A 26018-nucleotide genomic window follows, 5' to 3' on the forward strand; every position below is an offset into this window, starting at 1 on the left:
GCCTATTGTGAACAGGCATTCCAGCCACGCACCGACATCATGCATTTCTCATCCGAAAATCCATCCCAATCCTTGTTAAACAATCTGAACCCCGAGCAGCTCGCCGCCGTAACCTATCCGCCACAATCTGCGCTGGTGTTGGCAGGCGCGGGCAGCGGCAAAACCCGTGTGCTGACAACGCGCGTTGCATGGCTGCTGCAAAACCAAATGGCAAGCGTGCGCAGCATTTTGGCGGTAACGTTTACCAACAAAGCTGCCAAAGAAATGCAAACACGGCTGAGCGCGATGCTGCCGCTGAATTTACGCGCTATGTGGTTAGGCACGTTTCATGGTTTGTGCCACCGCTTTTTGCGTTTGCATTACCGCGAAGCAGGCTTGCCACAAACCTTTCAAATTTTGGACAGCAGCGACCAACTCTCGCTGATTAAACGCCTGCTCAAACAGCTCAATATTTCCGAAGAAAGCCTTGCGCCGCGCGTGCTGCAAGGCTTCATCAACGCGCAAAAAGAAGCGGGCTTGCGCGCAGGCAGCCTGAACGCGCCAGACCCGCATTTGCAACGGCTCATTCTGTGCTACGCCGAATACGAAAAACAATGCCAGCAAGAAGGCGTGGCGGATTTTGCCGAGCTGATGCTGCGCAGCTACGAAGTGCTCAACGCCAACGAAGTGCTGCGCACGCACTACCAAAACCGCTTCAACCACATTTTGGTGGACGAATTTCAAGACACCAACAAGCTGCAATACGCATGGCTCAAACTCATCGCGGGCGAGCAAAGCGCGATTTTTGCTGTGGGCGACGACGACCAATCCATCTACCGCTTTCGCGGCGCAAATGTGGGCAACATGACCGACCTGATGCGCGAATTTCACATCGCCGCCCCCATCAAGCTAGAACGCAACTATCGCTCCGTGGGCAACATTCTTGCCGCCGCCAACGCCGTTATCCAAAACAACAGCGAACGGCTGGGCAAAAACCTGCGCACCGAAGCCGAAAGTGGCGACAAAATCCGCTATTTCTGCGCCTATAACGACTACGAAGAAGCCCAATTCATCACCGAAGAATGCCGCCACCTGCAACGCCACGGCACGCCGCTAGACCAAATCGCCATCCTATACCGCAGCAACGCCCAATCGCGCATCATTGAGCAACAGCTTTTTCAGGCTGCCATACCTTATAGAATATACGGCGGCTTGCGCTTCTACGAACGCCAAGAAATCAAACACGCCCTTGCTTACTTGCGCCTCGCCGTGAACCCCAATGACGACAACGCCCTGCTGCGCGTGATTAACTTTCCGCCGCGCGGCATCGGCACGCGCAGCGTGGAGAACATTCAGGCTGCCGCAGCCGAACAAGGCATCAGCCTCTGGCAAGCCGCCTGTGGCATGGGCGCCAAAGCCAGCAAAATCGCCGCTTTCGTGCAACTGATAGACAGCTTCCAACAGCAAATCCCCCATTTCAGGCTGCCTGAAATCCTGCAAACCATCCTACAAGACAGCGGCTTATACGCGCATTACCAAGCGCAAAAACAAGCCAGCGAACGCGAGCGCACCGAAAACCTAGACGAACTCATCAACGCCGCCGAATACTTCCGCCCCGAAGACAGCCCCTTTGAAACGCAGCCTGAAAACAACACCGACAGCCCAGAATTCCCCATACTCGCCTTTTTAAGCAACGCCAGCCTAGAAAGCGGCGAAACCCAAGCCGGCGCAGGGCAAGAAGCCGTGCAACTGATGACCGTTCACGCCGCCAAAGGGTTGGAATTTGACAACGTATTCCTAAGCGGCATGGAAGAAGGGCGCTTTCCCAGCGAAATGAGCCTAGCCGAACACGGCGGCTTGCAAGAAGAGCGCAGACTGATGTATGTCGCCATCACCCGCGCCCGAAAACGCCTATATATAAGCATGGCACAACAACGCCAGCTATACGGCATCACCCAAACCAGCATCGTCTCCCGCTTTATCGACGAAATCCCCGGCGAACTGCTGCACCACCTATCCCCGCCCAAACCAACAGGCAGCCTGAAAACCGCAAGTGCAAGCGCAAGCCATTGGGCGCACCCCCAAAAGCAGCCTGAAAACGAGTGTAACGCAACCAGCCACACCCCGCGCGATTACCACGGCTACACCCTCGGCGAAAATATCCGCCACGCCAAATTTGGCACAGGCGTGATCATCGATGCCATAGACAAAGGCAGCAGCGCACGGCTCACCATCAACTTCGGCGCAAACGGGATCAAAGAGCTGGATACCGCCTTTGCCAAGCTGGAAAAGCTGGCATAGAGCGCGAGAGCATTTTCAGGCTGCCTTCTTGTGGATGTAGCAAACTTACGCAGGAACATCTAAAAACCTGACAAATTCCGTCAGCAAAGTGGCAAAAAATCACCCAAAATTACCCAAAACGCCACTGACCAAAAATGTCATAAAAATAAAAACAAAACAAAAACAATAAATTGAAACAAAATCACGAGCTGGCACAACCCATGCTAAAACCTAAGCACAACACACTTGATTCGCAACGCGGTGCACGAACAAGTGTTCTTCCCTGAAAAACGCGCCGCACATTCTTTGTAAACTTTATCTTGGAGATAAAACATGAAAACTATGCAAAAAGGTTTCACTCTGATTGAGTTGATGATCGTAATCGCAATTTTGGGTATTTTGGCTGCTATCGCATTGCCTATGTACCAAGACTACATCTCTAAATCTCAAATGACTCGTGTAGCTGGTGAATTGGCTGCTCGTAAAACCATCGTTGATGCTGCTTTCTTTGAAGGTCGTACCGTAGTTCGTGGTGCCACTACTGATGTTGCTACGGTAGACACTTTGAATTTGTTGAATGGTAAGGAAGATGCTGGTACTCCTACTTCTAATCTGATGTCAGCTGTTACTGCTGCTCCTTTGGGTGGTCCTGACTTTGTCATGGAAGCTACTTTGGGTGATAAAGCCAACACCGCTATCAAAGGTGTTAAAGTGAAGTATACACGTACCAAAGATGGTGTTTGGACCTGCACAATTGATAAATCTGGTGCTGGTGCATGGAAAGATAAATTCACTCCTGGTGGTTGTACTTTAACTGCTGCTCCAGCTCCTTAATATTAGTATTTGGTTTTGTAAGACCATGCCACATATGTGGTGTGGTCTTTTTATATATAACAAAAAACTATTTTTATTGAAAGTAGAAAAATAATCGTTGATTTTTTAGAAATTGGCAGCGATGCTTGCAATTTTTGAATTATGAGTGCAAATCAAGTAAATGGTTCTTAGATGTTTCTTAGATGTAAGGAATGATATAAAACACAGTAAAGCTGTTTATATTTAATAATTAATAAGAGTCACTGAAAAAAGAAATCTGTTAGTATGAAGTAGGCAACGTTGTGATAATTTCTAAGCCTGCTACAGGTTTTTTACTTGGTAAAGTAAAAATAAGATAAATTTTTAATTCATGTGAGATGATGCAATGAAAAAAATATATAAAGGAAAGTTGGTAGGATTCACCTTGATTGAGCTGATGGTTTCGGTTGCTATAATTGGCGTATTGGCTGCTTTCGCGTTTCCTATCTATCATGATTATATTATTCAATCGCAAATGGCGCGTATTCATAGCGAAATGTCGGCAGTACAACGCCAAATTGATGCCATTATAGTGAGTGGTGGTGTGCCAACCATTGTTAAAGCGGAAGATGGCACGCCCGATGCAGCAGGCACGCGGCGCGAATACTTTGGCATTGAAACATGGGAAAGCACGTCTGATTTAATTGAAATCGCGCAGCCACAATATGATAGCGCACATAATTTTAATAATCTGCATTTGGTGGTGGGCGATTCGGCCTTGTCATCCATACATGGTTTGGTGATTGATTTAGGTAGAAATGCAGACGGTATCTGGAGTTGTGCTATTTCCAAAACGGGCACGCTTTCGGGTTGGAAAGCAAAATATAATCTGCCAAATTGCAAAGTGGTTAATTAAATAAGAATAGTTAGAAAGCTACTATCAATACTGATGGTTGGAGCGAGTATCAAGAATTAATTGATAAAATTGGCGAAAAATTCATAGCTTGATTTTCAGGCTGCTGAATAATTATCACGAAAGCAGATGCCCCCGCATCTGCTTTTTCCTTTTGATGCAGCCTGAAAATCCCCTAAAATCCCCCTTTTCCATTTTCAGGCTGCCTATCATGCCCCAACAAGCGCAACAAAAAATTCAAACCTTAACTGCCCAGCTCAACCAATACGCCCACGAATACTACACGCTCGATGCGCCCACCGTGCCCGATAGCGAATACGACCGCCTATACCGAGAATTGGAGGCGTTGGAAACCGAATATCCGCAATTCAGGCTGCCTGAAAGCCCCACCAACCGCGTGGGCGGGGCGGTGTTGGATGGCTTTGAAACGGTAATCCATGCCGTGCCGATGCTGTCGCTGGCGAATGCGTTTTCGCCGCGCGATGATGAAGCAGGCACGTTTGACCACGCCGAAATGCGCGCGTTTGACGAGCGCGTGTGCAAGGATTTGGGCGCGGCGCACACCGAATACATTATTGAACCCAAGTTTGACGGCTTGGCGATTAGCCTGTTGTATCAAAACGGTATTTTGATTCAGGCTGCCACGCGCGGCGATGGCACAACGGGCGAAGATGTTACCGAAAACATCAAAACCGTGCGCAACATTCCCTTGAGGCTGCACGGCGATGAAGTGCCTGATTTAATTGAAGTTCGCGGCGAAGTGCTGATGCTGAAAGCGGATTTTGCCGCGCTCAATGCCCGTCAGTTAGACGCGGGGCAAAAACCGTTTGCCAACCCGCGCAATGCGGCGGCGGGCAGCTTGCGCCAGCTTAATTCGGCGATTACGGCGCAGCGCAAATTGCATTTTTTTGGCTACGGCATCGCGCGGTTGAGCACGGCGTTTAGGCAGCCTGAAAACCATGCGCAGGAGATTGAACTGCTGGCGCGGCTGGGGTTTAGCGAGCCGCAAGCGCAAATTCGCGTGTGTGCCAATATCCAAGAAGTGCTGGATTTTTATGAAACCATGGCGCAGCAACGCCCGCAGTTGCCTTATGAAATTGACGGCATGGTGGTGAAAGTGAACGATTTGCGGCAGCAGCAGCAACTCGGCTTCGTGTCGCGTGCGCCGCGCTGGGCGATTGCGCACAAATTCCCCGCCGAAGAAGCCTTGACCACGGTGGAGGCGATTGATGTGCAAGTGGGGCGCACGGGGTCTATCACGCCTGTGGCGCGGCTCAAACCCGTGTTTGTGGGCGGCGTAACCGTAACCAACGCCACGCTGCACAACCAAGACGAAGTGGCGCGCAAAGATGTGCGCGTGGGTGATACCGTTGTGGTGCGCCGTGCGGGGGATGTGATTCCCGAAGTGGTGCGCGTGGTGTTGGAACGCCGCCCGATGCGCAACGTGGATTTGTTGGGCGAACGGCAAGAGCCGCAGCACCCCGCTTTCAGGCTGCCTGAAACCTGCCCCGTGTGCGGCAGCGCAGTGGAGCGCGAAATCGGCGAGGCGGTGGCGCGTTGCACAGGCGGCATCGTGTGCAAGGCGCAGCGTGCGCAAGGGCTGATTCACTTCGCCAGCCGCAAGGCGATGGATATTGTAGGCTTGGGCGACAAGCAGATTGAAGCCCTAGTGGAACAAGATGTGTTGCACAGTTTTGCCGATATTTATCAATTAGATATAGCCAAGTTGCAAACCATTAAAGACAGCAAATCGGGCGCGAACAAATGGACGCACAATATTTTGGACGCGGTCGCCGCCAGTCGCCAGCCGCCGCTTGCTCGCTTTTTGTTTGCGCTCGGCATTCGGCACGTGGGCGAAAGCACCGCCAAGCAGCTTGCCGCCGCGTTTGGCGATTGGGACACCGTGCGCCGCGCCCCCGAGCCTGTGCTGGCTTGTTTGCCTGACATCGGCAGCGTGGTCGCCCATTCCATCGCGCACTTTTTCAGGCTGCCTGAACAGCAAAAATTGCTGGATGATTTGTTGCACTTCGTGTCGCCGCAAGAGGCAGCGATTGCCACGCTTGTGCTCGAATACGCCACGCCCGCGCGTTGGCTGGCGCGTTTGCCCGATTACAAAATCAGCGAAAAACGTGCCCAAGAGCTGTGGGACTTGGCAGGCGGCAGCATCGCGCAACTGCTTGCGGATGATGCCCTGCCGTCAGACTGGCAAGCATGGCGCAGGCAGCCTGAAAACGCCCGACTGTTGCGCGACATAGATGCCTTTTTCGCCCAGCTGCCCGAGCATGCGCTACCAGCAGATAACGCCGTTTCAGGCAGCCTGAAAAACGAAATCACAGGCAAAATTTTTGTACTCACCGGCACGCTGCCCACGCTCAAACGCGACCAAGCCGCCGCGTTGATTGAAGCGGCGGGCGGCAAAGTGTCGGGCAGCGTGTCCAAGAAAACCGATTTTGTGGTGGCGGGCGCGGAAGCGGGGTCTAAATTGGAGAAAGCGCAGAGCTTGGGGATAACGGTATTGAGCGAAGAAGAGCTGTTGGGGATGCTGGGGTAGCAAGGGGATTGCATGGAACGAATCGTAGCCATCCGAAAAAACGGCGTTGAATTGCAAGGCGTTTTGAACGATGTAACCACCGCCGACCATCGCGCCCAAATCACTTTGAATTACAACCAGACGAGCCTCACCAAAACGGCAGACGATTTCTTTGACGCGCTGCGCCAAATCCGATTGGAACTGGAAACGCAAAACGCGATGATTTTATGCAACGGCGCAAGAATAGATGCTTATCCGTCTGGCATGAGCTGCCAAATGAGCCTCGGGCGTATTGTGTATTTGAACCAAACGGGGCAGCCCGCCAAGCAGAAAGCCGCTATTTTTGATAAAGCCGATGCGGATTGGGTTGCATCGGTTGCCGAGCAAGATAAGTATCATCGCGATTGGCTGGCGAGTTTGTTGCAATAGGCTGTGCAGCAATCCAAGTTTCACTGTTGCGCTGACCCTAAAACCCGTTTCAGGCTGCCCATCCCCCCGATAGGCAGCCTGAAAACCATATCCCCCTTTACAAAACTCTAACAAACGATTAAAACCCCACCTTTTCCATCCACACCATATATCAGGAGACACACATGAAAGTAGGATTTATCGGCTGGCGCGGCATGGTCGGCTCCGTACTCATGCAACGCATGCGCGAAGAAAACGACTTCGTCCACATCCCCGAAGCCCATTTCTTCACCACATCCAACGTGGGCGGTACCGCCCCCGATTTCGGGCAAGCCAACAAAACCTTGCTGGATGCCAACAACATCGCCGAACTCGCCAAAATGGACATCATCGTAACTTGCCAAGGCGGCGATTACACCAAAGCCGTGCACGAACCCCTGCGCGCCGGCGGCTGGAGCGGCTACTGGATTGACGCGGCTTCTGCGCTGCGCATGAAAGACAATGCCATCATCGTGCTAGACCCCGTAAACCGCAATGTAATTGACGCAGGTTTGAAAAACGGCATCAAAGACTACATCGGCGGCAACTGCACCGTATCGCTGATGCTGATGGCACTCGGCGGCTTGTTCCAAAGCGGCTTGGTAGAATGGGCAACCAGCATGACTTACCAAGCCGCATCGGGCGCGGGTGCAAAAAATATGCGCGAGTTGATTAGTGGCATGGGCGCGGTGCACAGCCAAGTCGCCGCCGAGCTTACCGACCCCGCCAGCGCGATTTTGGCGATTGACCGCAAAGTATCCGACTTTTTGCGCTCCGAAGACTATCCCAAAGCCAACTTTGGCGTGCCCTTGGCAGGTAGCCTGATTCCGTGGATTGATGCCGATTTGGGCAACGGGCAATCCAAAGAAGAATGGAAAGGCGGCGTGGAAACCAACAAAATTCTCGGCGCCAACCGCCCCGTAATTGTGGACGGCTTGTGCGTCCGCATCGGCGCAATGCGCTGCCACAGCCAAGCGATTACGCTGAAACTGAAAAAAGATTTACCGCTGGCAGAAATTGAGCAAACCATCGCCGGCGCAAACGAGTGGACAAAAGTCGTGCCCAACACCAAAGAAGCCACCATTCACGAGCTCACGCCCGCAGCGGTAACCGGCACGCTGGCAACCCCGGTTGGGCGCATTCGCAAGCTGGAAATGGGCGGTGAGTACATCAGCGCGTTTACCGTGGGCGACCAACTGCTGTGGGGCGCGGCAGAGCCGATTCGCCGCATGCTGAACATCGTGTTAGGAAAACTGTAACCAGAATTGGCGTGTGCGCACGCTTTAAGGCAGCCTGAAATCCGTTTTCAGGCTGCCTTTGCTGTGATTTTTAATTTTTTTGATATTATTAATTTGAATTAGATGCAAAGACCGTACCGAATCTTTGCAAAAGCGCAGAAGCAGCCTAAAAGCAAGCAAAGCGGGTTTCTGTAACAGGTAAAACAAAACAAAATGCCTACATTGCAAATGCCAAAAGCATCCTTAAAACCCCACACTCCCAATTTCATGCTGTCCATCCCGACCATTTTCAGCAGGCAAAGCCGCCTTTGTTGGTTACCGCAAAAGCCGACCGAACAAAAAAATCATTACAAAAAACCGTTACCGGGCAGATATTTGCCGGTTGGTGGTAAATAATTTCCCACGTATGAGTTGACAATATTGGGTGGGGCAGGTATAGTTCGCATCTTTCGCTGCTACGGCAGTCAAAGCTTCTGTAAAGAAGCTTAAGTTTTGTTCTTTAAGAAGACAGATTACCGATAAGTGTGAGTGCCTGATGGTCTCACACTGCGACAAAAACAGACAAGAAGGATTAATGATGATTTAGGCTTTTAGTTTGAATTGTTATTGATTGCCTTGTCAGTTTCTTTGAAGCAGACCAGAATAAAGTAAGTTAGAGATTAAACATAAGAGTTTGATCCTGGCTCAGATTGAACGCTGGCGGCATGCTTTACACATGCAAGTCGAACGGCAGCACGAAAGAGCTTGCTCTTTTGGTGGCGAGTGGCGAACGGGTGAGTAATGCATCGGAACGTACCGAGTAATGGGGGATAACTATCCGAAAGGATAGCTAATACCGCATACGCTTTGAGAAGGAAAGTGGGGGCTCTTCGGACCTCACGTTATTCGAGCGGCCGATGTCTGATTAGCTAGTTGGTGGGGTAAAGGCCTACCAAGGCGACGATCAGTAGCGGGTCTGAGAGGATGATCCGCCACACTGGGACTGAGACACGGCCCAGACTCCTACGGGAGGCAGCAGTGGGGAATTTTGGACAATGGGCGCAAGCCTGATCCAGCCATGCCGCGTGTCTGAAGAAGGCCTTCGGGTTGTAAAGGACTTTTGTTAGGGAAGAAAAGGATAGTGTTAATACCATTATCTGCTGACGGTACCTAAAGAATAAGCACCGGCTAACTACGTGCCAGCAGCCGCGGTAATACGTAGGGTGCGAGCGTTAATCGGAATTACTGGGCGTAAAGCGAGCGCAGACGGTTTATTAAGCAAGATGTGAAATCCCCGAGCTTAACTTGGGAACTGCGTTTTGAACTGGTAAGCTAGAGTATGTCAGAGGGGGGTAGAATTCCACGTGTAGCAGTGAAATGCGTAGAGATGTGGAGGAATACCGATGGCGAAGGCAGCCCCCTGGGATAATACTGACGTTCATGCTCGAAAGCGTGGGTAGCAAACAGGATTAGATACCCTGGTAGTCCACGCCCTAAACGATGTCAATTAGCTGTTGGGCAACATGATTGCTTAGTAGCGTAGCTAACGCGTGAAATTGACCGCCTGGGGAGTACGGTCGCAAGATTAAAACTCAAAGGAATTGACGGGGACCCGCACAAGCGGTGGATGATGTGGATTAATTCGATGCAACGCGAAGAACCTTACCTGGTCTTGACATGTACGGAATCTTCCAGAGACGGAAGAGTGCCTTCGGGAGCCGTAACACAGGTGCTGCATGGCTGTCGTCAGCTCGTGTCGTGAGATGTTGGGTTAAGTCCCGCAACGAGCGCAACCCTTGTCATTAGTTGCCACCATTCAGTTGGGCACTCTAATGAGACTGCCGGTGACAAACCGGAGGAAGGTGGGGATGACGTCAAGTCCTCATGGCCCTTATGACCAGGGCTTCACACGTCATACAATGGTCGGTACAGAGGGTAGCCAAGCCGCGAGGTGGAGCCAATCTCAGAAAACCGATCGTAGTCCGGATTGCACTCTGCAACTCGAGTGCATGAAGTCGGAATCGCTAGTAATCGCAGGTCAGCATACTGCGGTGAATACGTTCCCGGGTCTTGTACACACCGCCCGTCACACCATGGGAGTGGGGGATACCAGAAGTAGGTAGGCTAACCGCAAGGAGGCCGCTTACCACGGTATGTTTCATGACTGGGGTGAAGTCGTAACAAGGTAGCCGTAGGGGAACCTGCGGCTGGATCACCTCCTTTCTAGAGAAAAAGAGACGATTAGGCACTCACACTTATCGGTAAACTGTACATAAAGATGCGACACATAGGGTTTGTAGCTCAGGTGGTTAGAGCACACGCTTGATAAGCGTGGGGTCGTAGGTTCAAGTCCTACCAGACCCACCAAGAGAAGCAAGCCGCAAGTAAAAAACCTCATGAGAGGAAAAGAGAATACTGGGGGCATAGCTCAGTTGGTAGAGCACCTGCTTTGCAAGCAGGGGGTCATCGGTTCGATCCCGTTTGCCTCCACCAAGATTTCCCAAATCAAAGCAGCCTGAAAGCATGTTAGGCTATTTTAATTTGCGAAAACAACGCATCGATCTTTAACAAATTGGAAAGCCGAAATCAACAAACAAAGACAAAAGTTTGGATTGGTTTGAAATGCTGGTGCAACAGCATTTCAGGCAGCCTGAAATGCCATTTAACGCAAGTTAAAAAGCAAACAGGCAAAAAAGAAACAAACAAAAGAATTTGGGTGATGATTGTATCGACTTAATCCTGAAACACAAAAGGCAGGATTAAGACACAACAAAGCAGTAAGCTTTATCAAAGTAGGGAATCTAAGTTATAGCGGTAGTCAACGCTGGTTATAACGAAGTCAAAAGGTTCTTCAAATGATAGAGTCAAGTGAATAAGTGCATCAGGTGGATGCCTTGGCGATGATAGGCGACGAAGGACGTGTAAGCCTGCGAAAAGCATCGGAGAGCTGGCAATAAAGCAATGACCCGGTGATGTCCGAATGGGGAAACCCACTTAGTTTACTAAGTATCCTTGTCTGAATACATAGGACAAGAGAAGCGAACCCGGAGAACTGAACCATCTAAGTACCCGGAGGAAAAGAAATCAACCGAGATTCCGCAAGTAGTGGCGAGCGAACGCGGAGGAGCCTGTATAAGATAGCCAAACTGTTAGAAGAAGGAATTGGAAACTTCTGCCATAGTGGGTGATAGCCCCGTATTCGAAAACAGATTGGTGGTACTAGGTATACGACAAGTAGGGCGGGACACGAGAAATCCTGTCTGAAGATGGGGGGACCATCCTCCAAGGCTAAATACTCATCATCGACCGATAGTGAACCAGTACCGTGAGGGAAAGGCGAAAAGAACCCCGGGAGGGGAGTGAAATAGAACCTGAAACCTGATGCATACATACAGTGGGAGCGGAATAATTCCGTGACTGCGTACCTTTTGTATAATGGGTCAACGACTTACATTCAGTAGCGAGCTTAACCGGATAGGGGAGGCGTAGGGAAACCGAGTCTTAATAGGGCGACATAGTTGCTGGGTGTAGACCCGAAACCGAGTGATCTATCCATGGCCAGGATGAAGGTGCCGTAACAGGTACTGGAGGTCCGAACCCACGCATGTTGCAAAATGCGGGGATGAGCTGTGGATAGGGGTGAAAGGCTAAACAAACTCGGAGATAGCTGGTTCTCCCCGAAAACTATTTAGGTAGTGCCTCGAGTATGAGACTGATGGGGGTAAAGCACTGTTATGGCTAGGGGGTTATTGCAACTTACCAACCCATGGCAAACTAAGAATACCATCAAGTTGCTCCTCGGGAGACAGACATCGGGTGCTAACGTCCGGTGTCAAGAGGGAAACAACCCAGACCGCCAGCTAAGGTCCCAAATGACAGATTAAGTGGTAAACGAAGTGGGAAGGCACAGACAGCCAGGATGTTGGCTTAGAAGCAGCCATCATTTAAAGAAAGCGTAATAGCTCACTGGTCGAGTCTTCCTGCGCGGAAGATGTAACGGGGCTCAAATCTGTAACCGAAGCTGCGGATGCACTTTTAGTGCATGGTAGGGGAGCGTTCTGTAGGCCTGAGAAGGTGTATCGTAAGGTATGCTGGAGGTATCAGAAGTGCGAATGTTGACATGAGTAGCGATAAAGCGGGTGAAAAGCCCGCTCGCCGAAAGCCCAAGGTTTCCTACGCAACGTTCATCGGCGTAGGGTGAGTCGGCCCCTAAGGCGAGGCAGAGATGCGTAGTCGATGGGAAACGGGTTAATATTCCCGTACTTGATTCAAATGCGATGTGGGGACGGAGAAGGTTATGCTGGCAATCTGTTGGAATAGATTGTTTAAGCCGGTAGGTAGAAGGAGTAGGCAAATCCGCTTCTTTAATATCGAGACGTGATGACGAGTGTCTACGGACATGAAGCAGCAAATACCACGCTTCCAGGAAAAGCCACTAAGCTTCAGTTTGAATTGAACCGTACCGCAAACCGACACAGGTGGGCAGGATGAGAATTCTAAGGCGCTTGAGAGAACTCGGGAGAAGGAACTCGGCAAATTGATACCGTAACTTCGGGAGAAGGTATGCCCTCTAATGTAAAGGACTTGCTCCGGAAGCATCTGAGGGTCGCAGAGAATCGGTGGCTGCGACTGTTTATTAAAAACACAGCACTCTGCTAACACGAAAGTGGACGTATAGAGTGTGACGCCTGCCCGGTGCTGGAAGGTTAATTGAAGATGTTAGCGCATCGGATCGAAGCCCCAGTAAACGGCGGCCGTAACTATAACGGTCCTAAGGTAGCGAAATTCCTTGTCGGGTAAGTTCCGACCCGCACGAATGGCGTAACGATGGCCACACTGTCTCCTCCCGAGACTCAGCGAAGTTGAAATGGTTGTGAAGATGCAATCTCCCCGCTGCTAGACGGAAAGACCCCGTGAACCTTTACTGTAGCTTTGCATTGGACTTTGAAGTCACTTGTGTAGGATAGGTGGGAGGCTTAGAAGCAGAAACGCCAGTTTCTGTGGAGCCGTCCTTGAAATACCACCCTGGTGGCTTTGAGGTTCTAACCCAGACCCGTAATCCGGGTCGGGGACCGTGCATGGTAGGCAGTTTGACTGGGGCGGTCTCCTCCCAAAGAGTAACGGAGGAGTTCGAAGGTTACCTAGGTCCGGTCGGAAATCGGACTGATAGTGCAATGGCAAAAGGTAGCTTAACTGCGAGACCGACAAGTCGAGCAGGTGCGAAAGCAGGACATAGTGATCCGGTGGTTCTGAATGGAAGGGCCATCGCTCAACGGATAAAAGGTACTCCGGGGATAACAGGCTGATTCCGCCCAAGAGTCCATATCGACGGCGGAGTTTGGCACCTCGATGTCGGCTCATCACATCCTGGGGCTGTAGTCGGTCCCAAGGGTATGGCTGTTCGCCATTTAAAGTGGTACGTGAGCTGGGTTTAAAACGTCGTGAGACAGTTTGGTCCCTATCTGCAGTGGGCGTTGGAAGTTTGACGGGGGCTGCTCCTAGTACGAGAGGACCGGAGTGGACGAACCTCTGGTGTACCGGTTGTGACGCCAGTCGCATCGCCGGGTAGCTAAGTTCGGAAGAGATAAGCGCTGAAAGCATCTAAGCGCGAAACTCGCCTGAAGATGAGACTTCCCTGAGGATTTAATCCTCCTAAAGAGTCGTTCGAGACCAGGACGTTGATAGGCAGGGTGTGGAAGCACGGTAACGTGTGAAGCTAACCTGTACTAATTGCTCGTGAGGCTTGACTCTATCATTTGAAGAACTTTGCAATAAAACAAAGTGAAGCAAAGATAAAGCTTACTGATGAATACATTCATCACCGAAATAAGACAAAATAAAGTAATAAATAAAAAGTTGATAAACGGCTTGCCAATTTGACAGTTTATGTTTGGCGACCATAGCGGTTTGGTCCCACTCCTTCCCATCCCGAACAGGACAGTGAAACGAACCAGCGCCGATGATAGTATGGATTCCCATGCGAAAGTAGGTCATCGCCAAACTCCTTATGCAAAACCCCTTTGGTTGCCATCACAGCCAAAGGGGTTTAGTCTTGGGGGCTGTTTGATTTTATTTGTTACAGCAGCCTGTAAGTGAAATATATTTGCTACGGTGCAATGATTGGCTTGCATAATGCATACTTTGAAAATAGAATGCGGCTTTTGTTTTAAATCACTTTATGGAGATTTTATCATGTTGAAAAAATTATTCTTGGCTGTGCTGGCTTCGTTGAGCTTTTCTTTTGCGCTGGCTGCGGTTGATTTGAACACGGCAACGGTGGAGCAACTGAGTACGCTGAAAGGCATTAAGGCGAAAAAAGCTACGGCAATTGTGGAATACCGTCAAAAAAATGGTGCGTTCAAATCAGTGGATGATTTGAAAAACGTGCCCGGTATCGGGCAAAAAACAGTGGATAAGTTGAGAAGCGAATTGACGGTGGGCGCTGCTGCGCCTGCCGCCCAACCCAAAGCGGCCCCCAAACCTGCTGCGTCTAAGGCTGATAAGACTAATAAGGCTGATGCCGCTAAGTGATTGGGAATAACGATAAAAACCGCCATGACTTAATGTCGCGGCGGTTTTGTTTTGGCAAGACGAAGGGTTTGTCCCCTGTTTAGCCCGCCCTAAATCTCGTAAACAAGTGTAGAATCCAGCCTTTTTCTATTTTCATCAATTATGTCCTTTTTGCTTCTATTAACCGCATTATCAGACGGCAAACCCCGCCATGTAACCGAGCTTGCTCAAATTGCTCAAACCACGCCTGCCCAGCTCAACGGCTTATGGCAACAAGCGCCGCAGCATTTGCATAGTTTGCTGCGTCAAAACGATGGTTACTGGAAACTTGCCAAAGCCATCGCACTCTTGCCTGAAAACACACAACATCCTTTGTTTGACGTGCAAGTGCAGCCTGAAACCGCATCCACCAACACATTATTGCTTGACGATGCGCGTTCAGGCTGCTTGATTCATCGACGTGTGATTGCCGCGCACACGCAAAATGCGGGGCGCGGGCAGCAAGGCAAAAGCTGGCACAACCAGCTGGGCGAATGTCTGATGTTTAGCATGGGATGGACATTTGAGCAGCCGCAAGCGGAGCTGGGCGCATTATCGTTGGTTGCCGCGCTCGCTTGCCAACGCGCCTTGTCGCAACTGGGCTGTGCCGTGCAAATCAAGTGGCCAAACGACCTTGTTATCGGCATGGACAAGCTGGGCGGCATTCTGATTGAAACCGTGCGCAGCAACAACCAAACCCACGCCGTTATCGGCATCGGTATCAATTTTCTTGTGCCCGATCAGGCGGAAAACAGCACCTCTTTTCAGGCTGCATCGATCGCCAAACACAGCACCGCCGAAGTGTTCAACGTTTTGCTCAACGAATTGCACAGCCATCTGACTCAATTCGCGCAAGCAGGCTTTGCCCCGTTTCAGGCTGCCTATGAAGCGGCGCACCGCGACCAAAACCAAACCGTTTATTTATTGCACGGCGACCAAATCACCCAATACGGGCAGGTGCTGGGCGTAACCGAACGCGGCGAATTGCGCCTGCAAACCGACTACGGCGGCGTGCAACACATCGCCAGCGGCGAAATTAGCCTGCGCCGCCCCGAGCAACTGCACGCCAACAGCCACCATTATCTTTTGCTGGACAGCGGCAACAGCCGTCTCAAATGGGCATGGGTGGAAAACGGTGTCATCCTGCGGACAGGGCAAGCGCCTTACCGCGATTTGTCGCGCCTAGCGCACGAATGGGCAGAATACGGGCAATCCGATACCCGCATTGTGGGCTCATCGGTGTGCAGTATGGCGAAACGCGAAACGGTCGCCTACCGTTTGCAACGCCCCATCGAATGGCTCACCTCCATGCCCCATGCGCTCGGCATGGTTAACCACTACCGCAACCACGAAGAACATGGTGCAGACCGCTGGTTCAACGCGCTGGGCAGCCGCAAGTTCAGCCACAACGCCAGCGTGGTCGTAAGCTGCGGCACAGCCGTAACCATCGATGCGATTACCGCCGACAACCATTATCTTGGCGGCAGCATCATGCCTGGTTTTCATTTGATGCACGAATCTTTGCTACAAAAAACCGCCAATCTGCATCGCCCCGAAGGGCAACGCTATCCGTTCCCCACCACCACCGCCAACGCCATCGCCACCGGCATGATGGACGCGGTGTGCGGCTCTATTTTGCTGATGCACGCAAGGCTCAAAGAGCGCAACCACAATCAGCCCACCGACCTCATCATCACAGGCGGCGGCGCGCGCAAGATTGCCGAAGCCTTGCCCGAAGCATTTAGTTTGGACAATAAGGTAAAAATTGTAGATAATCTCGTAATTTTTGGCTTAATCAACTGGTTAGAGCATCAACCAGCCCATAAGGAATAAGAATGAAGTGGATATTTGCCACGCTGGTGGCGCTTAATCTCATCGTGTTTGCGGGATTTGTTGGCAATAAAATCATGAATCCCAAAAAACCGCAGCCGCAAGTCGTGCAAGCGCCGCAGCAACCCCAAGCGCCACAACAAATCATCATTAACACAGGCAACGGCACGCCCACCACCGTTTCCACCAACGGCACAGTAACCACCAACGGCGTGCCCGCAGGCAGCGCCATCGGCAAAATTGTGGGCAGAACCGCCAACACCGTGCGTCCGCAGCGCAATGCGAACGCCAACAACACGGGCGCTTCGCTGTCGGCAGGCAGCGGCAAAACAGCCCAAACGGCAGCCGCCGAGCCGCGCGCCAAATACCGCGCTTGTTCCGCCCGCGTGAGCATCCCCGAGGATGACTACCACCGCATCAAAGGCTTGCTGGGCAAATTCCCGCACGCGGCATCGCGCCAAGTGGTGCAGGGCGGCGGCGAGGGAGACAGCCAAACTTCTGCCCGCATGAATATTATGTTTATGTCGGTGAGCAACGAAGAGGCGGGCGAGTTGCAAAGCATTGTGGGGCGTTATGGCGCGTTGAACCGCACGGCTTGCGACCACTAATTTCAAACGATAGGCAGCCTGAAAACCAGAATAAGCGTTTTCAGGCTGCCTTTGGTTTGTCCGGCTTATGAGGCAGCCTGAAATCTTTGTAAAACCGATAACCGATGACGCATCAAAGGCTCGCCGACATTGTTCCCATTAGCAAAACCCTGTCGAATACGCGCTATTTGGCGACAAGCTACCGCCACTCCATTTTAGATTTCAGGCTGCTTTTGGCTTGTTCAACTTATTCAACTAATGAGGCAGCCTGAAAACCCATCCTCCAACAAAAAACTGTTTGGCAGTATACCAAACGGTTTGTTTCTGAATAAGGCAGCCTGAAACCACTATTTAGGTTTTCAGGCTGCCTCATCATAGGGCGGTTGCCCTTACAAATTCGGGTTCACAATAATCTTAACCGCCGATTCGTTGTTGTGAATCAGCCGCTCAAAGCCTTCCGAAATCAATTCGTCCAGCTTGATGCGCTGCGTGATAAACGGTTTCAGATTGATTTTGCCCGATTCCACCAGCTTGATGGTTTCGGCATGGTCGTTGCAGTAGGCGATGGTGCCGCGCACGTCCAATTCTTTCATCACCACGCTGTGCACGTTGATGGTGGCGGGTTTGCTCCAAATAGACACAATCACCACTTTGCCCGTTGGCTTCATGGCGGCAACCAAAGTATCCAACACTTTGTTTACGCTGGTGCATTCAAACGCCACGTCCACGCCTTTGCCGTTGGTGATGTTCATCGCTTCGGCAACCACGTCCACTTCGCTGGGGTCAAGAATGTAGTCTGCCACGCCCGCTTCGCGTGCTTTTTCTTTGCGCGCTTTGCTCAGTTCGGTGATGATGACTTTAAGCCCTTTGGCTTTCAAAATGGCGGATAACAGCAAGCCAATCGGTCCTGCACCACCCACCAGCGCCACGTCGCCTTCTTTCGCGCCCGAGCGCACAAAGGCGTGATGCCCCACCGACAGCGGCTCAATCAACGCCGCTTCATCCAGCGGGATGGCATCGGAGATGGGGTGCACCCAGCGGCGTTTGACCGCGATTTTCTCTGCCAAACCGCCGCCGCAGCCGCCCAAGCCAATAAAGTTCATGTCTTTGGACAGATGATAATTGCTGCCCTCGCCCGTTGGCACATCATCGCGGATGATGTAGGGCTCAACCACCACGTGCTGCCCCACTTGAATATCGGTAACGCCTTCGCCCACGGCATACACCACGCCTGAAAATTCATGCCCCATGGTAACGGGCGCGGATTCGCCCGAAATGGGATGCGGATGGCCGCAAGGCGGAATGAAAATCGGGCCTTCCATAAATTCGTGCAAATCTGTGCCGCAGATGCCGCACCAAGCCACGTTGATACCGACTGTGCCAGGGGCAACGGTGGGTTCGGGGATGTCTTCAATGCGAATATCGCCTTTGTTGTGGAAACGTGCTGCTTTCATTTGTGTTTACTCCTATTTGGTAGGTTGGAATAAGCAAACGGGCGGTACTGCTGTCCGCTTGCAGCGGGCAATCGCTTCAAGCTACAACAATCGCGCAAGGCAGTTTAGCTGAGCGACTACTGTAACTGTATTGTAAACTTATGAAAAAATAGGGTGCAAGGTTTTTTACACGGATTCTGTTTTCAGGCTGCCTCTGATGTATCGCTGAGGCAGCCTGAAAACCATTTTGCCCCGCCTCAGCAAATAAATCGCCGCTTGGGTGCAATTTCCCATTGCCCAACCATTTTAATTTCCCCTACAATGCAAGCCACTCTTAACAAATCTCGCTTAAATCTTTACATTTCAAGGAGCAGTGCATGACTCAACCCTCTTCAAAACCCGCGTGGTACAACCGCATCGGTCTGATTTGGCAGATTATCATCGGCATGATAATTGGCATCATCATCGGGCAATTTATCCCATCGGCCGCGCCCACTGTTGGCATTTTGGGCAGCCTGTTTGTGGGTGCACTCAAAGCGGTTGCGCCGTTTTTGGTGTTTATTTTGGTAACGGCGGCGATTGCCCAGCACAACGAAGGCGCGCAAACGCATATGCGCCCGATTTTGCTGCTGTATTTAATCGGCACGTTTGGCGCGGCGGTGATTGCGGTGGCGGCGAGCTTTATGTTCCCCACCTCGCTCACGCTGGTTGCCGCGCCCGAAACCAACCTTGCGCCGCCATCAGGCATCGCCGAAGTGCTGAAAAACGTGTTGATGAGCTTGGTGTCCAACCCGATTAGCGCGTTATCCAGCGGCAACTACATCGGCATTTTGGCGTGGGCGTTGATGCTGGGCTTTGCGCTGCGCAATGCCAACGAAGTTACCCACACCATCATCGGCGATTTAGCCAGCGCGGTTTCCATGATTGTGCGCGGCGTGATTAGGTTTGCGCCGCTGGGCATCATGGGATTGGTGGCGATTACCGTGGAAGAAACGGGCTTCAAACGCATGGCGCAGGAGTATGGTCATTTGATTTTGGTGCTGCTCGGCTGCATGGGCTTGGTGGCGTTTGTGTTCAATCCGTTGATTGTGTGGTGGAAAATCCGACGCGACCCGTATCCTTTGGTGTTTATTTGCTTGCGCGAAAGCGGCATTCCCGCGTTTTTCACCCGCTCTTCTGCCGCCAATATTCCTGTGAACATGGCGTTGGCAAAAAAATTGGGCTTGCATGAAGACACTTACGCCATGTCCATCCCGCTGGGCGCAACGATTAACATGGCGGGCGCGGCGATTACGATTACCGTGTTGGCATTGGCGGCGGCGCACACGCAAGGCATTCATGTGGATTTTGGCATGGCGTTACTGTTGAGCTTGGTGGCGACGGTGAGCGCGTGCGGCGCATCGGGCGTGGCAGGCGGCTCGCTGCTGCTGATTCCCGTGGCGTGCAGCTTGTTTAATATCCCGAACGATGTTGCCATGCAGGTGGTGGGCGTGGGCTTTGTGATTGGCGTGATTCAGGATTCGGCGGAAACGGCGTTGAACTCGTCCACCGATGTGCTGTTTACCGCGGCGGCGGATTTGGGGGCGCAACGCAAGGGCAAGGGGCTGAACTAAATCCGCAGCCATTTTTCTTTAAAACATGATTTTCAGGCTGCCTAATCCCGCATCATTAGGCAGCCTGAAACACAATTATCAAGGAACGCATGATGACCACTTCTCCCATCCCACACAGCAACATCGCCCTCATCGGCGCAGGCATTATGAGTGCCACGCTCGGCACGCTGCTCAAACAGCTTGCGCCCGAAAAAAGCATCACCGTGTTTGAACGGCTGGGCGCGCCCGCGCTGGAAAGCTCGCAAGAAAGCAACAACGCGGGTACGGGGCACGCCGCGCTGTGCGAACTCAACTACACCCCGCAAGCCGCCGATGGCAGCATCAGCATCAACCGCGCCGTTGCCATCAACGAAAAATTCAGCCTATCGCTGCAACTGTGGGCGCATTGGGCAAAGCAAGGCTGTATCCGGCAGCCTGAAAACTTCATCCGCCGCCTGCCGCACATCAGCTTTGTAATAGGCGAGCGCGACATGCAATTTCTGCGCGCCCGCCATACCGCGCTGGTGCAGCATCCGCTGTTTGCCGCCATGCAATACAGCGAAGACGAAGCCACGCTGCGCCAATGGCTGCCGCTGATGATGCACAACCGCCCCAGCGGGCAAGCCGTCGCCGCCACCCATTTTGCCAACGGCACCGACGTGAACTTCGGCGAGCTGACCCGCCAGCTTTTTGATCACCTTGCCGAGCAGCAAACCGCCTTCCATTACCACACCGAAGTAACCGCCATTAACCGCACCACCGAGCAAAAATGGGTCATCGCCAGCCTAAAAGACGGCGTATTGCAGCAACACACCGCCGATTTTGTGTTTATCGGCGCGGGCGGCGGCAGCCTGAATTTGCTGCAAAAAACAGGCATCCCCGAAAGCCAACACATCGGCGGCTTCCCCGTGAGCGGCTTGTTTCTCGTGTGCCGCAACGAAGAATTGATTGCCCAACACCACGCCAAAGTGTATGGCAAAGCCAAAGTGGGCGCGCCGCCGATGTCCGTTCCCCATTTGGACACGCGCTATATTGACGGCAAAAAAGCCTTATTGTTTGGACCTTTTGCAGGCTTCACCACCAAATTCCTCAAACACGGCTCAATCTGCGATTTGCCCGCCTCGCTCAAACCGCACAACTTGCGCACCATGCTCGCCGCAGGCATCAAAAACCGCACCCTTACCCAATACCTGATTGGGCAAGTATTGCTCAGCAAAGCGCAGCGCATCCAAGAATTGCGCGAATTTATCCCCGATGCACGCGAAGAAGACTGGGAGCTTGCCCAAGCGGGGCAGCGCGTGCAAATCATCAAAGATACCGCCTCCGAACACGGCAGCCTGCAATTCGGCACCGAAGTCATCCACGCCCAAGACGGCAGCCTTGCCGCCTTGCTCGGTGCATCGCCGGGGGCATCCACCTCGGTTGCCATCATGCTGGAAGTGCTGCAAAAATGCTTTGCAGGCAGCCTGAAAGACTGGGAAAGCAGCCTGAAAACCATGATACCGTCTTACGGGCAAACCCTTGCCGACCAGCCCGAACTGCTCGCCCGCGTGAACGCGGAAATTGAGCAAGCCTTGTTTGCCAAGCAGAATTAGAACGGTTAAAGCAAAAGCAGCCTGAAAACGCCATTTCACGTTTTCAGGCTGCCTTTATTTCACCTCAAATCAATCAAGCAAAAACCAACTCCCCATCGCGCGCTTCCACGCGAATGGTGCTTTCAGGCGCGTAACGCCCTTCCAGCAAGGCTTTTGCCAACGGGTTTTCAATCTCGGCTTGAATCGCCCGTTTGAGCGGACGCGCGCCGTAAACAGGGTCAAAGCCCGCTTGCGCCAACACATCCAACGCCGCTTCCGAAACCTCCAAGCGCAGGTTTTGTTCCGCCAAACGTTTTTTCAGGCTGTCTAATTGGATTTGCGCGATGCTGCGGATGTTCGCCGCGTTCAAGCCGTGGAACACCACCACTTCGTCAATACGGTTAATCAGCTCGGGGCGGAAATACGCTTTCACATCTTCCATCACCGCCGCTTTCACCGCATCGTAATCCGACGTGTCGCCCATCGCCTGAATCGCTTGGCTGCCGATGTTGCTGGTCATCACGATGACCGTGTTTTTAAAGTCCACCGTGCGTCCTTGTCCGTCGGTCAAACGTCCGTCGTCCAACACTTGCAGCAGAATGTTGAACACATCGGGATGCGCTTTTTCCACCTCGTCCAGCAAAATCACGCTGTATGGCTTGCGGCGCACTTGCTCGGTCAGATAGCCGCCTTCTTCGTAGCCCACATAGCCCGGAGGCGCGCCGATTAAACGCGCGATGCTGTGTTTTTCCATGTATTCCGACATATCAATGCGGATAAGGTGGTCTTCGCTGTCAAACAAGAAGCCTGCCAACGCTTTGCACAGCTCGGTTTTGCCCACGCCGGTCGGGCCTAAAAACAGAAAGCTGCCGTAAGGCTTGTTCGGGTCGGCCAAACCGCTGCGGCTGCGGCGGATGGCATCGGACACCGCGCGCACCGCTTCATCCTGCCCCACCACGCGGCGGTGCAGCACATCTTCCATTTTCAGCAGTTTTTCACGCTCGCCTTCCATCATTTTGGACACGGGAATGCCCGTCATGCGCGACACAATTTCCGCGATTTCTTCCGCGCCCACTTCGGTGCGGAACAACGTATTGTGTTTTTTCAGGCTGCCTGAACGCTCCGCATCTTTCAGTTGCAGCGTCAATTTAGGCAGCTCGCCGTATTCCAATTCCGAAGCCAAGCCATAATCGCCCGCGCGTTTGGCTTGCTCAATGCGCGTTTTCAGATTATCAATCTGCGTTTTCAAATCGCTCATGCTCACCGAAGACGCTTTTTCCGCCTTCCAGATTTCGTCCAAATCGGCGTATTCTTTTTCCAAGCCCGCGATTTCTTCGTCAATCAGCGTTAAGCGTTTTTTGCTTGCTTCATCGCTTTCTTTTTCAACGTGCATCCGCTCCATTTTGAGCTGGATGATGCGGCGGTCCAGCTTGTCCATTTGCTCGGGCTTGGAATCAATTTCCATTTTGATGCGGCTTGCCGCTTCGTCAATCAAATCAATCGCCTTATCGGGCAAGAAGCGGTCGGTGATGTAGCGGTTGGAAAGCTCTGCCGCCGCCACAATCGCAGGGTCGGTAATATCTACGCCGTGATGGATTTCGTAACGCTCTTGCAAGCCGCGCAAAATCGCAATCGTGTCTTCCACGCTCGGCTCGTTCACCAACACTTTTTGGAAGCGGCGTTCCAGCGCGGCATCTTTTTCAATGTATTGGCGGTATTCGTCCAAAGTGGTCGCGCCGATGCAGTGCAGCTCGCCGCGCGCCAGAGCGGGTTTGAGCATATTGCCCGCGTCCATTGCGCCATCGGTTTTGCCCGCGCCCACCAGTGTGTGAATTTCATCAATAAAAATCAAGGTGTTGCCATCGTCTTTGGCTAAATCGTTTAACACCGCTTTCAAGCGTTCTTCAAATTCGCCGCGATATTTCGCGCCCGCAATCAATGCCGCCAAATCCAGCACCAGCAAGCGTTTGCCACGCAGGCTTTCGGGCACTTCGCCGTTCACAATGCGCTGCGCCAAGCCTTCCACAATCGCGGTTTTGCCCACGCCCGGTTCGCCAATCAGCACGGGGTTGTTTTTGGTGCGCCGTTGCAGCACTTGAATGGCGCGGCGGATTTCGTCATCGCGCCCGATAACGGGGTCTAGCTTGCCTTCGCGCGCGCGTTCGGTTAAATCGGTGGTGTATTTTTTCAACGCATCGCGTTGGTCTTCTGCGTTTGGATTGTCCACGGTTTGTCCTTGGTTGAGTTTTTCAATCGCTTGGTTGAGCTTGGCTTCGGTTACGCCCGCGTCTTTCAAAATTTTGCCGGTTGCGCCGTTTTCTTGGATTAAACCCAGCAAAAACAATTCGCTGGCAATGTAGGCATCGCCGCGTTTCACCGCCGCTTTGTCCATCAGATTCAGCGCGTTTTGCAGCTCGCGGCTGGGGAACATTTCGCCGCCTTGCCCCGACACTTTCGGCAGCGCGTTTAGGGCAGCCTGAACGCCTTGTTTAATCTGCGTGATGTTGCCGCCCGCTTGCACCAAGAGCGCCGCCGCGCCGCTGTCGTTGTCGTTGAGCAGCGCCTGCAAAACGTGCACGGCTTCCAAATAGCCGCAATCGCTTGCCATGGCTTGGCTTTGCGCTTCTTGCAAGGCAGCCTGAAATTTGGTGGTTAATTTGTCATATCTCATGTTTTCGTTTTCCTTTTTTCGTTTGGAAGATTATTCAATGCACACGATATAAGGCTAGTCCAACAAAAAACAAGCGCGATTTTTCAGGCTGCTGAAAATTTGTTTTGTTTGAAAACAGTCTGTTGCATTTTTCAAGAGCGCGCGGCGGAAATTTGCTTGCCAGTAAATGTAAAAATTGGTATAGTTCGCCGCTTCAAGACGGAGGTGTGGCAGAGCGGTTTAATGCAACGGTCTTGAAAACCGTCGAGGGTTTGCGCCCTCCGTGAGTTCGAATCTCACCGCCTCCGCCAAGGTTTCCATCCCCAAGAATTTCGGTTCTTGGGGATTTTTCATGCACGGATAAAACAGAGGCAGCCTGAAAACGGGCGAAATGGTTTTCAGGCTGACTTTTGTATGCGCGGAATGTTTAGGCGAAGGGCTCTTCGCCGGTGTCGATTTGCCGTGTGAACGCCCATGCGGCAAGGCAGGCTTCGTAATCGGCAAGGGGGATGCGCAGGGTAAGGCGGCAATCTAGCTGCAAGTCTTGTTGGATGATGCTGGCGTGGTGGTTTTTGGCGATGCGTAGGGCTTCGTTGAGCATGGGGTAGTCGCAGCGCAGGTAAACGGTTTTTTCTATGTTTTTCTCAACGATGGTGGCAGCCTGAAACGCCATTTGGCTGGCGGTTTTGTAGGCATGGATGAGACCGGGCACGCCCAGCAGTGTGCCGCCAAAATAGCGCACCACAATCACCAGCACGTCGGTGAGTTCAAAGGAATCTATTTGCCCGAGAATGGGGCGGCCTGCGCTGCCGCTGGGTTCGCCATCGTCGTTGGCGCGAAATTGGTTGCCGTCTGTGCCGATGCGGTAGGCGTAGCACCAATGGCGGGCTTTGTGGTGGGCTTGCCGCTGGGCTTCAACGTGGGCTTTGGCTTCTTCGGCAGTGCGCACGGGATAGGCGTAGGCGATGAAGCGGCTGCCTTTGTCTTTGAACTCGGCGCTGACGGGGGCGGCTAGGGTGCGGTAGGTGGTAGGCGGTGCGGGCATAATGGCTGTTTTCAGGCTGCCTCTGATGGATAGGGCAGCCTGAAAAGGGGAATAACGGTAATAAAAGGCAGCCTGAAAATGACTTGCGTGTTTTCAGGCTGCCTTGATGGGAGGGATTAGTGGTGATGCCCGTGTGCGCCATGCACATGGCCGTGGGCGATTTCTTCTGCGCTGGCTTCGCGCACGGCGGCAACCGTGCCTTTGAAGCGGATTTTCATGCCTGCGAGCGGGTGATTGCCGTCCACCACGGCTTTGCCGTCGGCAACGTCGGTTACGCGGTAGATAATCACGCCGCCGTGTTCGGGGTCGTCGGCTTCAAACATCATGCCGGGCTCCACTTCCACGGGGAACACTTTTACGTCTTCAATGCGCACCAGCTCGGGGTCTTGCTCGCCGAACGCGTCTTCGGGCTGCATGGTGATGTCCACTTCGTCACCCACGTTTTTATCGTGCAGGGCTTCTTCCACCAGCGGGAAAATGCCGTCGTAGCCGCCGTGCAGGTATTCGATGGGTTCTTGGGTTTTGTCTAACAGGTTGTTATCCGCGTCGTACATTTCGTAGTGCAGCGACACAACGGAGTTTTTTTGGATGCTCATGGGG

Annotated in this window: 15 protein-coding genes, 3 tRNA genes and 3 rRNA genes; 17 read left to right on the forward strand and 4 right to left on the reverse strand. The window is 52.4% G+C overall.

The genetic code is table 11. The annotated features are described in order from the left end of the window. Positions 1 to 39: 39 nt before the first annotated feature. From H3L93_RS00440 to H3L93_RS00505, 14 genes are all read left to right on the forward strand, one after another. Positions 40 to 2280: a UvrD-helicase domain-containing protein gene (locus H3L93_RS00440; protein ID WP_003793330.1), complete on the forward strand. Its 2241-nt coding sequence runs from the start codon at positions 40 to 42 to the stop codon at positions 2278 to 2280. Positions 2281 to 2592: 312 nt separating this feature from the next. Next, positions 2593 to 3093 carry a pilin gene (locus H3L93_RS00445; RefSeq protein ID WP_003793332.1) on the forward strand — a complete coding sequence of 167 codons (501 nt, stop codon included), beginning with the start codon at positions 2593 to 2595 and terminating at the stop codon, positions 3091 to 3093. A gap of 364 nt (positions 3094 to 3457) precedes the next feature. Continuing rightward, positions 3458 to 3967, forward strand: coding sequence for a type IV pilin protein (locus H3L93_RS00450; RefSeq protein ID WP_003793334.1), 510 nt, complete (start codon positions 3458 to 3460; stop codon positions 3965 to 3967). 208 nt (positions 3968 to 4175) lie between these two features. Then, complete coding sequence (gene ligA, locus H3L93_RS00455; RefSeq protein WP_040558037.1) at positions 4176 to 6515, forward strand: NAD-dependent DNA ligase LigA; 2340 nt, start codon at positions 4176 to 4178, stop codon at positions 6513 to 6515. Between the two features lie 12 nt (positions 6516 to 6527). Beyond that, positions 6528 to 6923 (forward strand): hypothetical protein, encoded by a 396-nt coding sequence (locus H3L93_RS00460; RefSeq protein WP_003793338.1) that lies wholly within the window; start codon positions 6528 to 6530, stop codon positions 6921 to 6923. A gap of 164 nt (positions 6924 to 7087) precedes the next feature. Further along, the gene (gene asd / locus H3L93_RS00465) at positions 7088 to 8200 is read left to right on the forward strand and encodes an aspartate-semialdehyde dehydrogenase (RefSeq protein WP_003793340.1); all 1113 of its coding nucleotides are present in this window, start codon (positions 7088 to 7090) and stop codon (positions 8198 to 8200) included. A gap of 640 nt (positions 8201 to 8840) precedes the next feature. Then, positions 8841 to 10381: ribosomal RNA gene (locus H3L93_RS00470) — 16S ribosomal RNA — on the forward strand. A 67-nt stretch (positions 10382 to 10448) separates the two neighbouring features. Next, positions 10449 to 10525: transfer RNA gene (locus tag H3L93_RS00475), tRNA-Ile, on the forward strand. 50 nt (positions 10526 to 10575) lie between these two features. Next, positions 10576 to 10651 (forward strand) — tRNA-Ala (locus tag H3L93_RS00480). A gap of 369 nt (positions 10652 to 11020) precedes the next feature. Continuing rightward, a 23S ribosomal RNA gene (locus H3L93_RS00485) occupies positions 11021 to 13909 on the forward strand. Positions 13910 to 14047: 138 nt separating this feature from the next. Continuing rightward, a 5S ribosomal RNA gene (gene rrf, locus H3L93_RS00490) occupies positions 14048 to 14160 on the forward strand. Together the 16S, 23S and 5S rRNA genes with 2 tRNA genes alongside form the textbook arrangement of a ribosomal RNA operon. Before the next feature lie 130 nt (positions 14161 to 14290). Further along, positions 14291 to 14689, forward strand: coding sequence for a ComEA family DNA-binding protein (locus H3L93_RS00495; protein ID WP_003798210.1), 399 nt, complete (start codon positions 14291 to 14293; stop codon positions 14687 to 14689). A gap of 141 nt (positions 14690 to 14830) precedes the next feature. Next, entirely contained in the window at positions 14831 to 16540 is a 1710-nt protein-coding gene (locus H3L93_RS00500) for a biotin--[acetyl-CoA-carboxylase] ligase (protein WP_003798207.1), read from the forward strand. A gap of 2 nt (positions 16541 to 16542) precedes the next feature. Next, the gene (locus H3L93_RS00505) at positions 16543 to 17145 is read left to right on the forward strand and encodes a hypothetical protein (RefSeq protein WP_003798206.1); all 603 of its coding nucleotides are present in this window, start codon (positions 16543 to 16545) and stop codon (positions 17143 to 17145) included. A 368-nt stretch (positions 17146 to 17513) separates the two neighbouring features. Here H3L93_RS00505 and H3L93_RS00510 read toward each other — a convergent pair whose 3' ends face one another. Further along, positions 17514 to 18578: a 2,3-butanediol dehydrogenase gene (locus H3L93_RS00510; protein WP_003798202.1), complete on the reverse strand. Its 1065-nt coding sequence runs from the start codon at positions 18576 to 18578 to the stop codon at positions 17514 to 17516. A 356-nt stretch (positions 18579 to 18934) separates the two neighbouring features. Here H3L93_RS00510 and sstT point away from each other — a divergent pair, with 356 nt between their 5' ends. Both sstT and mqo read left to right on the forward strand, forming a co-directional pair. Then, complete coding sequence (gene sstT / locus H3L93_RS00515) at positions 18935 to 20170, forward strand: serine/threonine transporter SstT (protein WP_003798199.1); 1236 nt, start codon at positions 18935 to 18937, stop codon at positions 20168 to 20170. 89 nt (positions 20171 to 20259) lie between these two features. Further along, the gene (mqo, locus tag H3L93_RS00520) at positions 20260 to 21744 is read left to right on the forward strand and encodes a malate dehydrogenase (quinone) (RefSeq protein ID WP_003798198.1); all 1485 of its coding nucleotides are present in this window, start codon (positions 20260 to 20262) and stop codon (positions 21742 to 21744) included. 73 nt (positions 21745 to 21817) lie between these two features. Here the strand turns inward: mqo and clpB are convergent, their stop codons facing one another. Next, the gene (clpB, locus tag H3L93_RS00525) at positions 21818 to 24394 is read right to left on the reverse strand and encodes an ATP-dependent chaperone ClpB (protein ID WP_003798196.1); all 2577 of its coding nucleotides are present in this window, start codon (positions 24392 to 24394) and stop codon (positions 21818 to 21820) included. 200 nt (positions 24395 to 24594) lie between these two features. On the opposite strand from clpB, the gene H3L93_RS00530 reads away from it, so the two are divergent. Beyond that, a tRNA-Ser gene (locus tag H3L93_RS00530) sits at positions 24595 to 24684 on the forward strand. 116 nt (positions 24685 to 24800) lie between these two features. On the opposite strand, the gene H3L93_RS00535 is transcribed toward H3L93_RS00530, so the two are convergent. Together H3L93_RS00535 and H3L93_RS00540 are read right to left on the reverse strand one after the other, a co-directional pair. Further along, the gene (locus H3L93_RS00535) at positions 24801 to 25418 is read right to left on the reverse strand and encodes an IMPACT family protein (RefSeq protein ID WP_003798195.1); all 618 of its coding nucleotides are present in this window, start codon (positions 25416 to 25418) and stop codon (positions 24801 to 24803) included. 116 nt (positions 25419 to 25534) lie between these two features. Next, positions 25535 to 26014 (reverse strand): FKBP-type peptidyl-prolyl cis-trans isomerase, encoded by a 480-nt coding sequence (locus tag H3L93_RS00540; RefSeq protein WP_003798192.1) that lies wholly within the window; start codon positions 26012 to 26014, stop codon positions 25535 to 25537. Between the last annotated feature and the right edge of the window lie 4 nt (positions 26015 to 26018).

It is taken from the genome of Kingella oralis (assembly GCF_014054985.1).
GTDB lineage: Bacteria > Pseudomonadota > Gammaproteobacteria > Burkholderiales > Neisseriaceae > Kingella_B > Kingella_B oralis.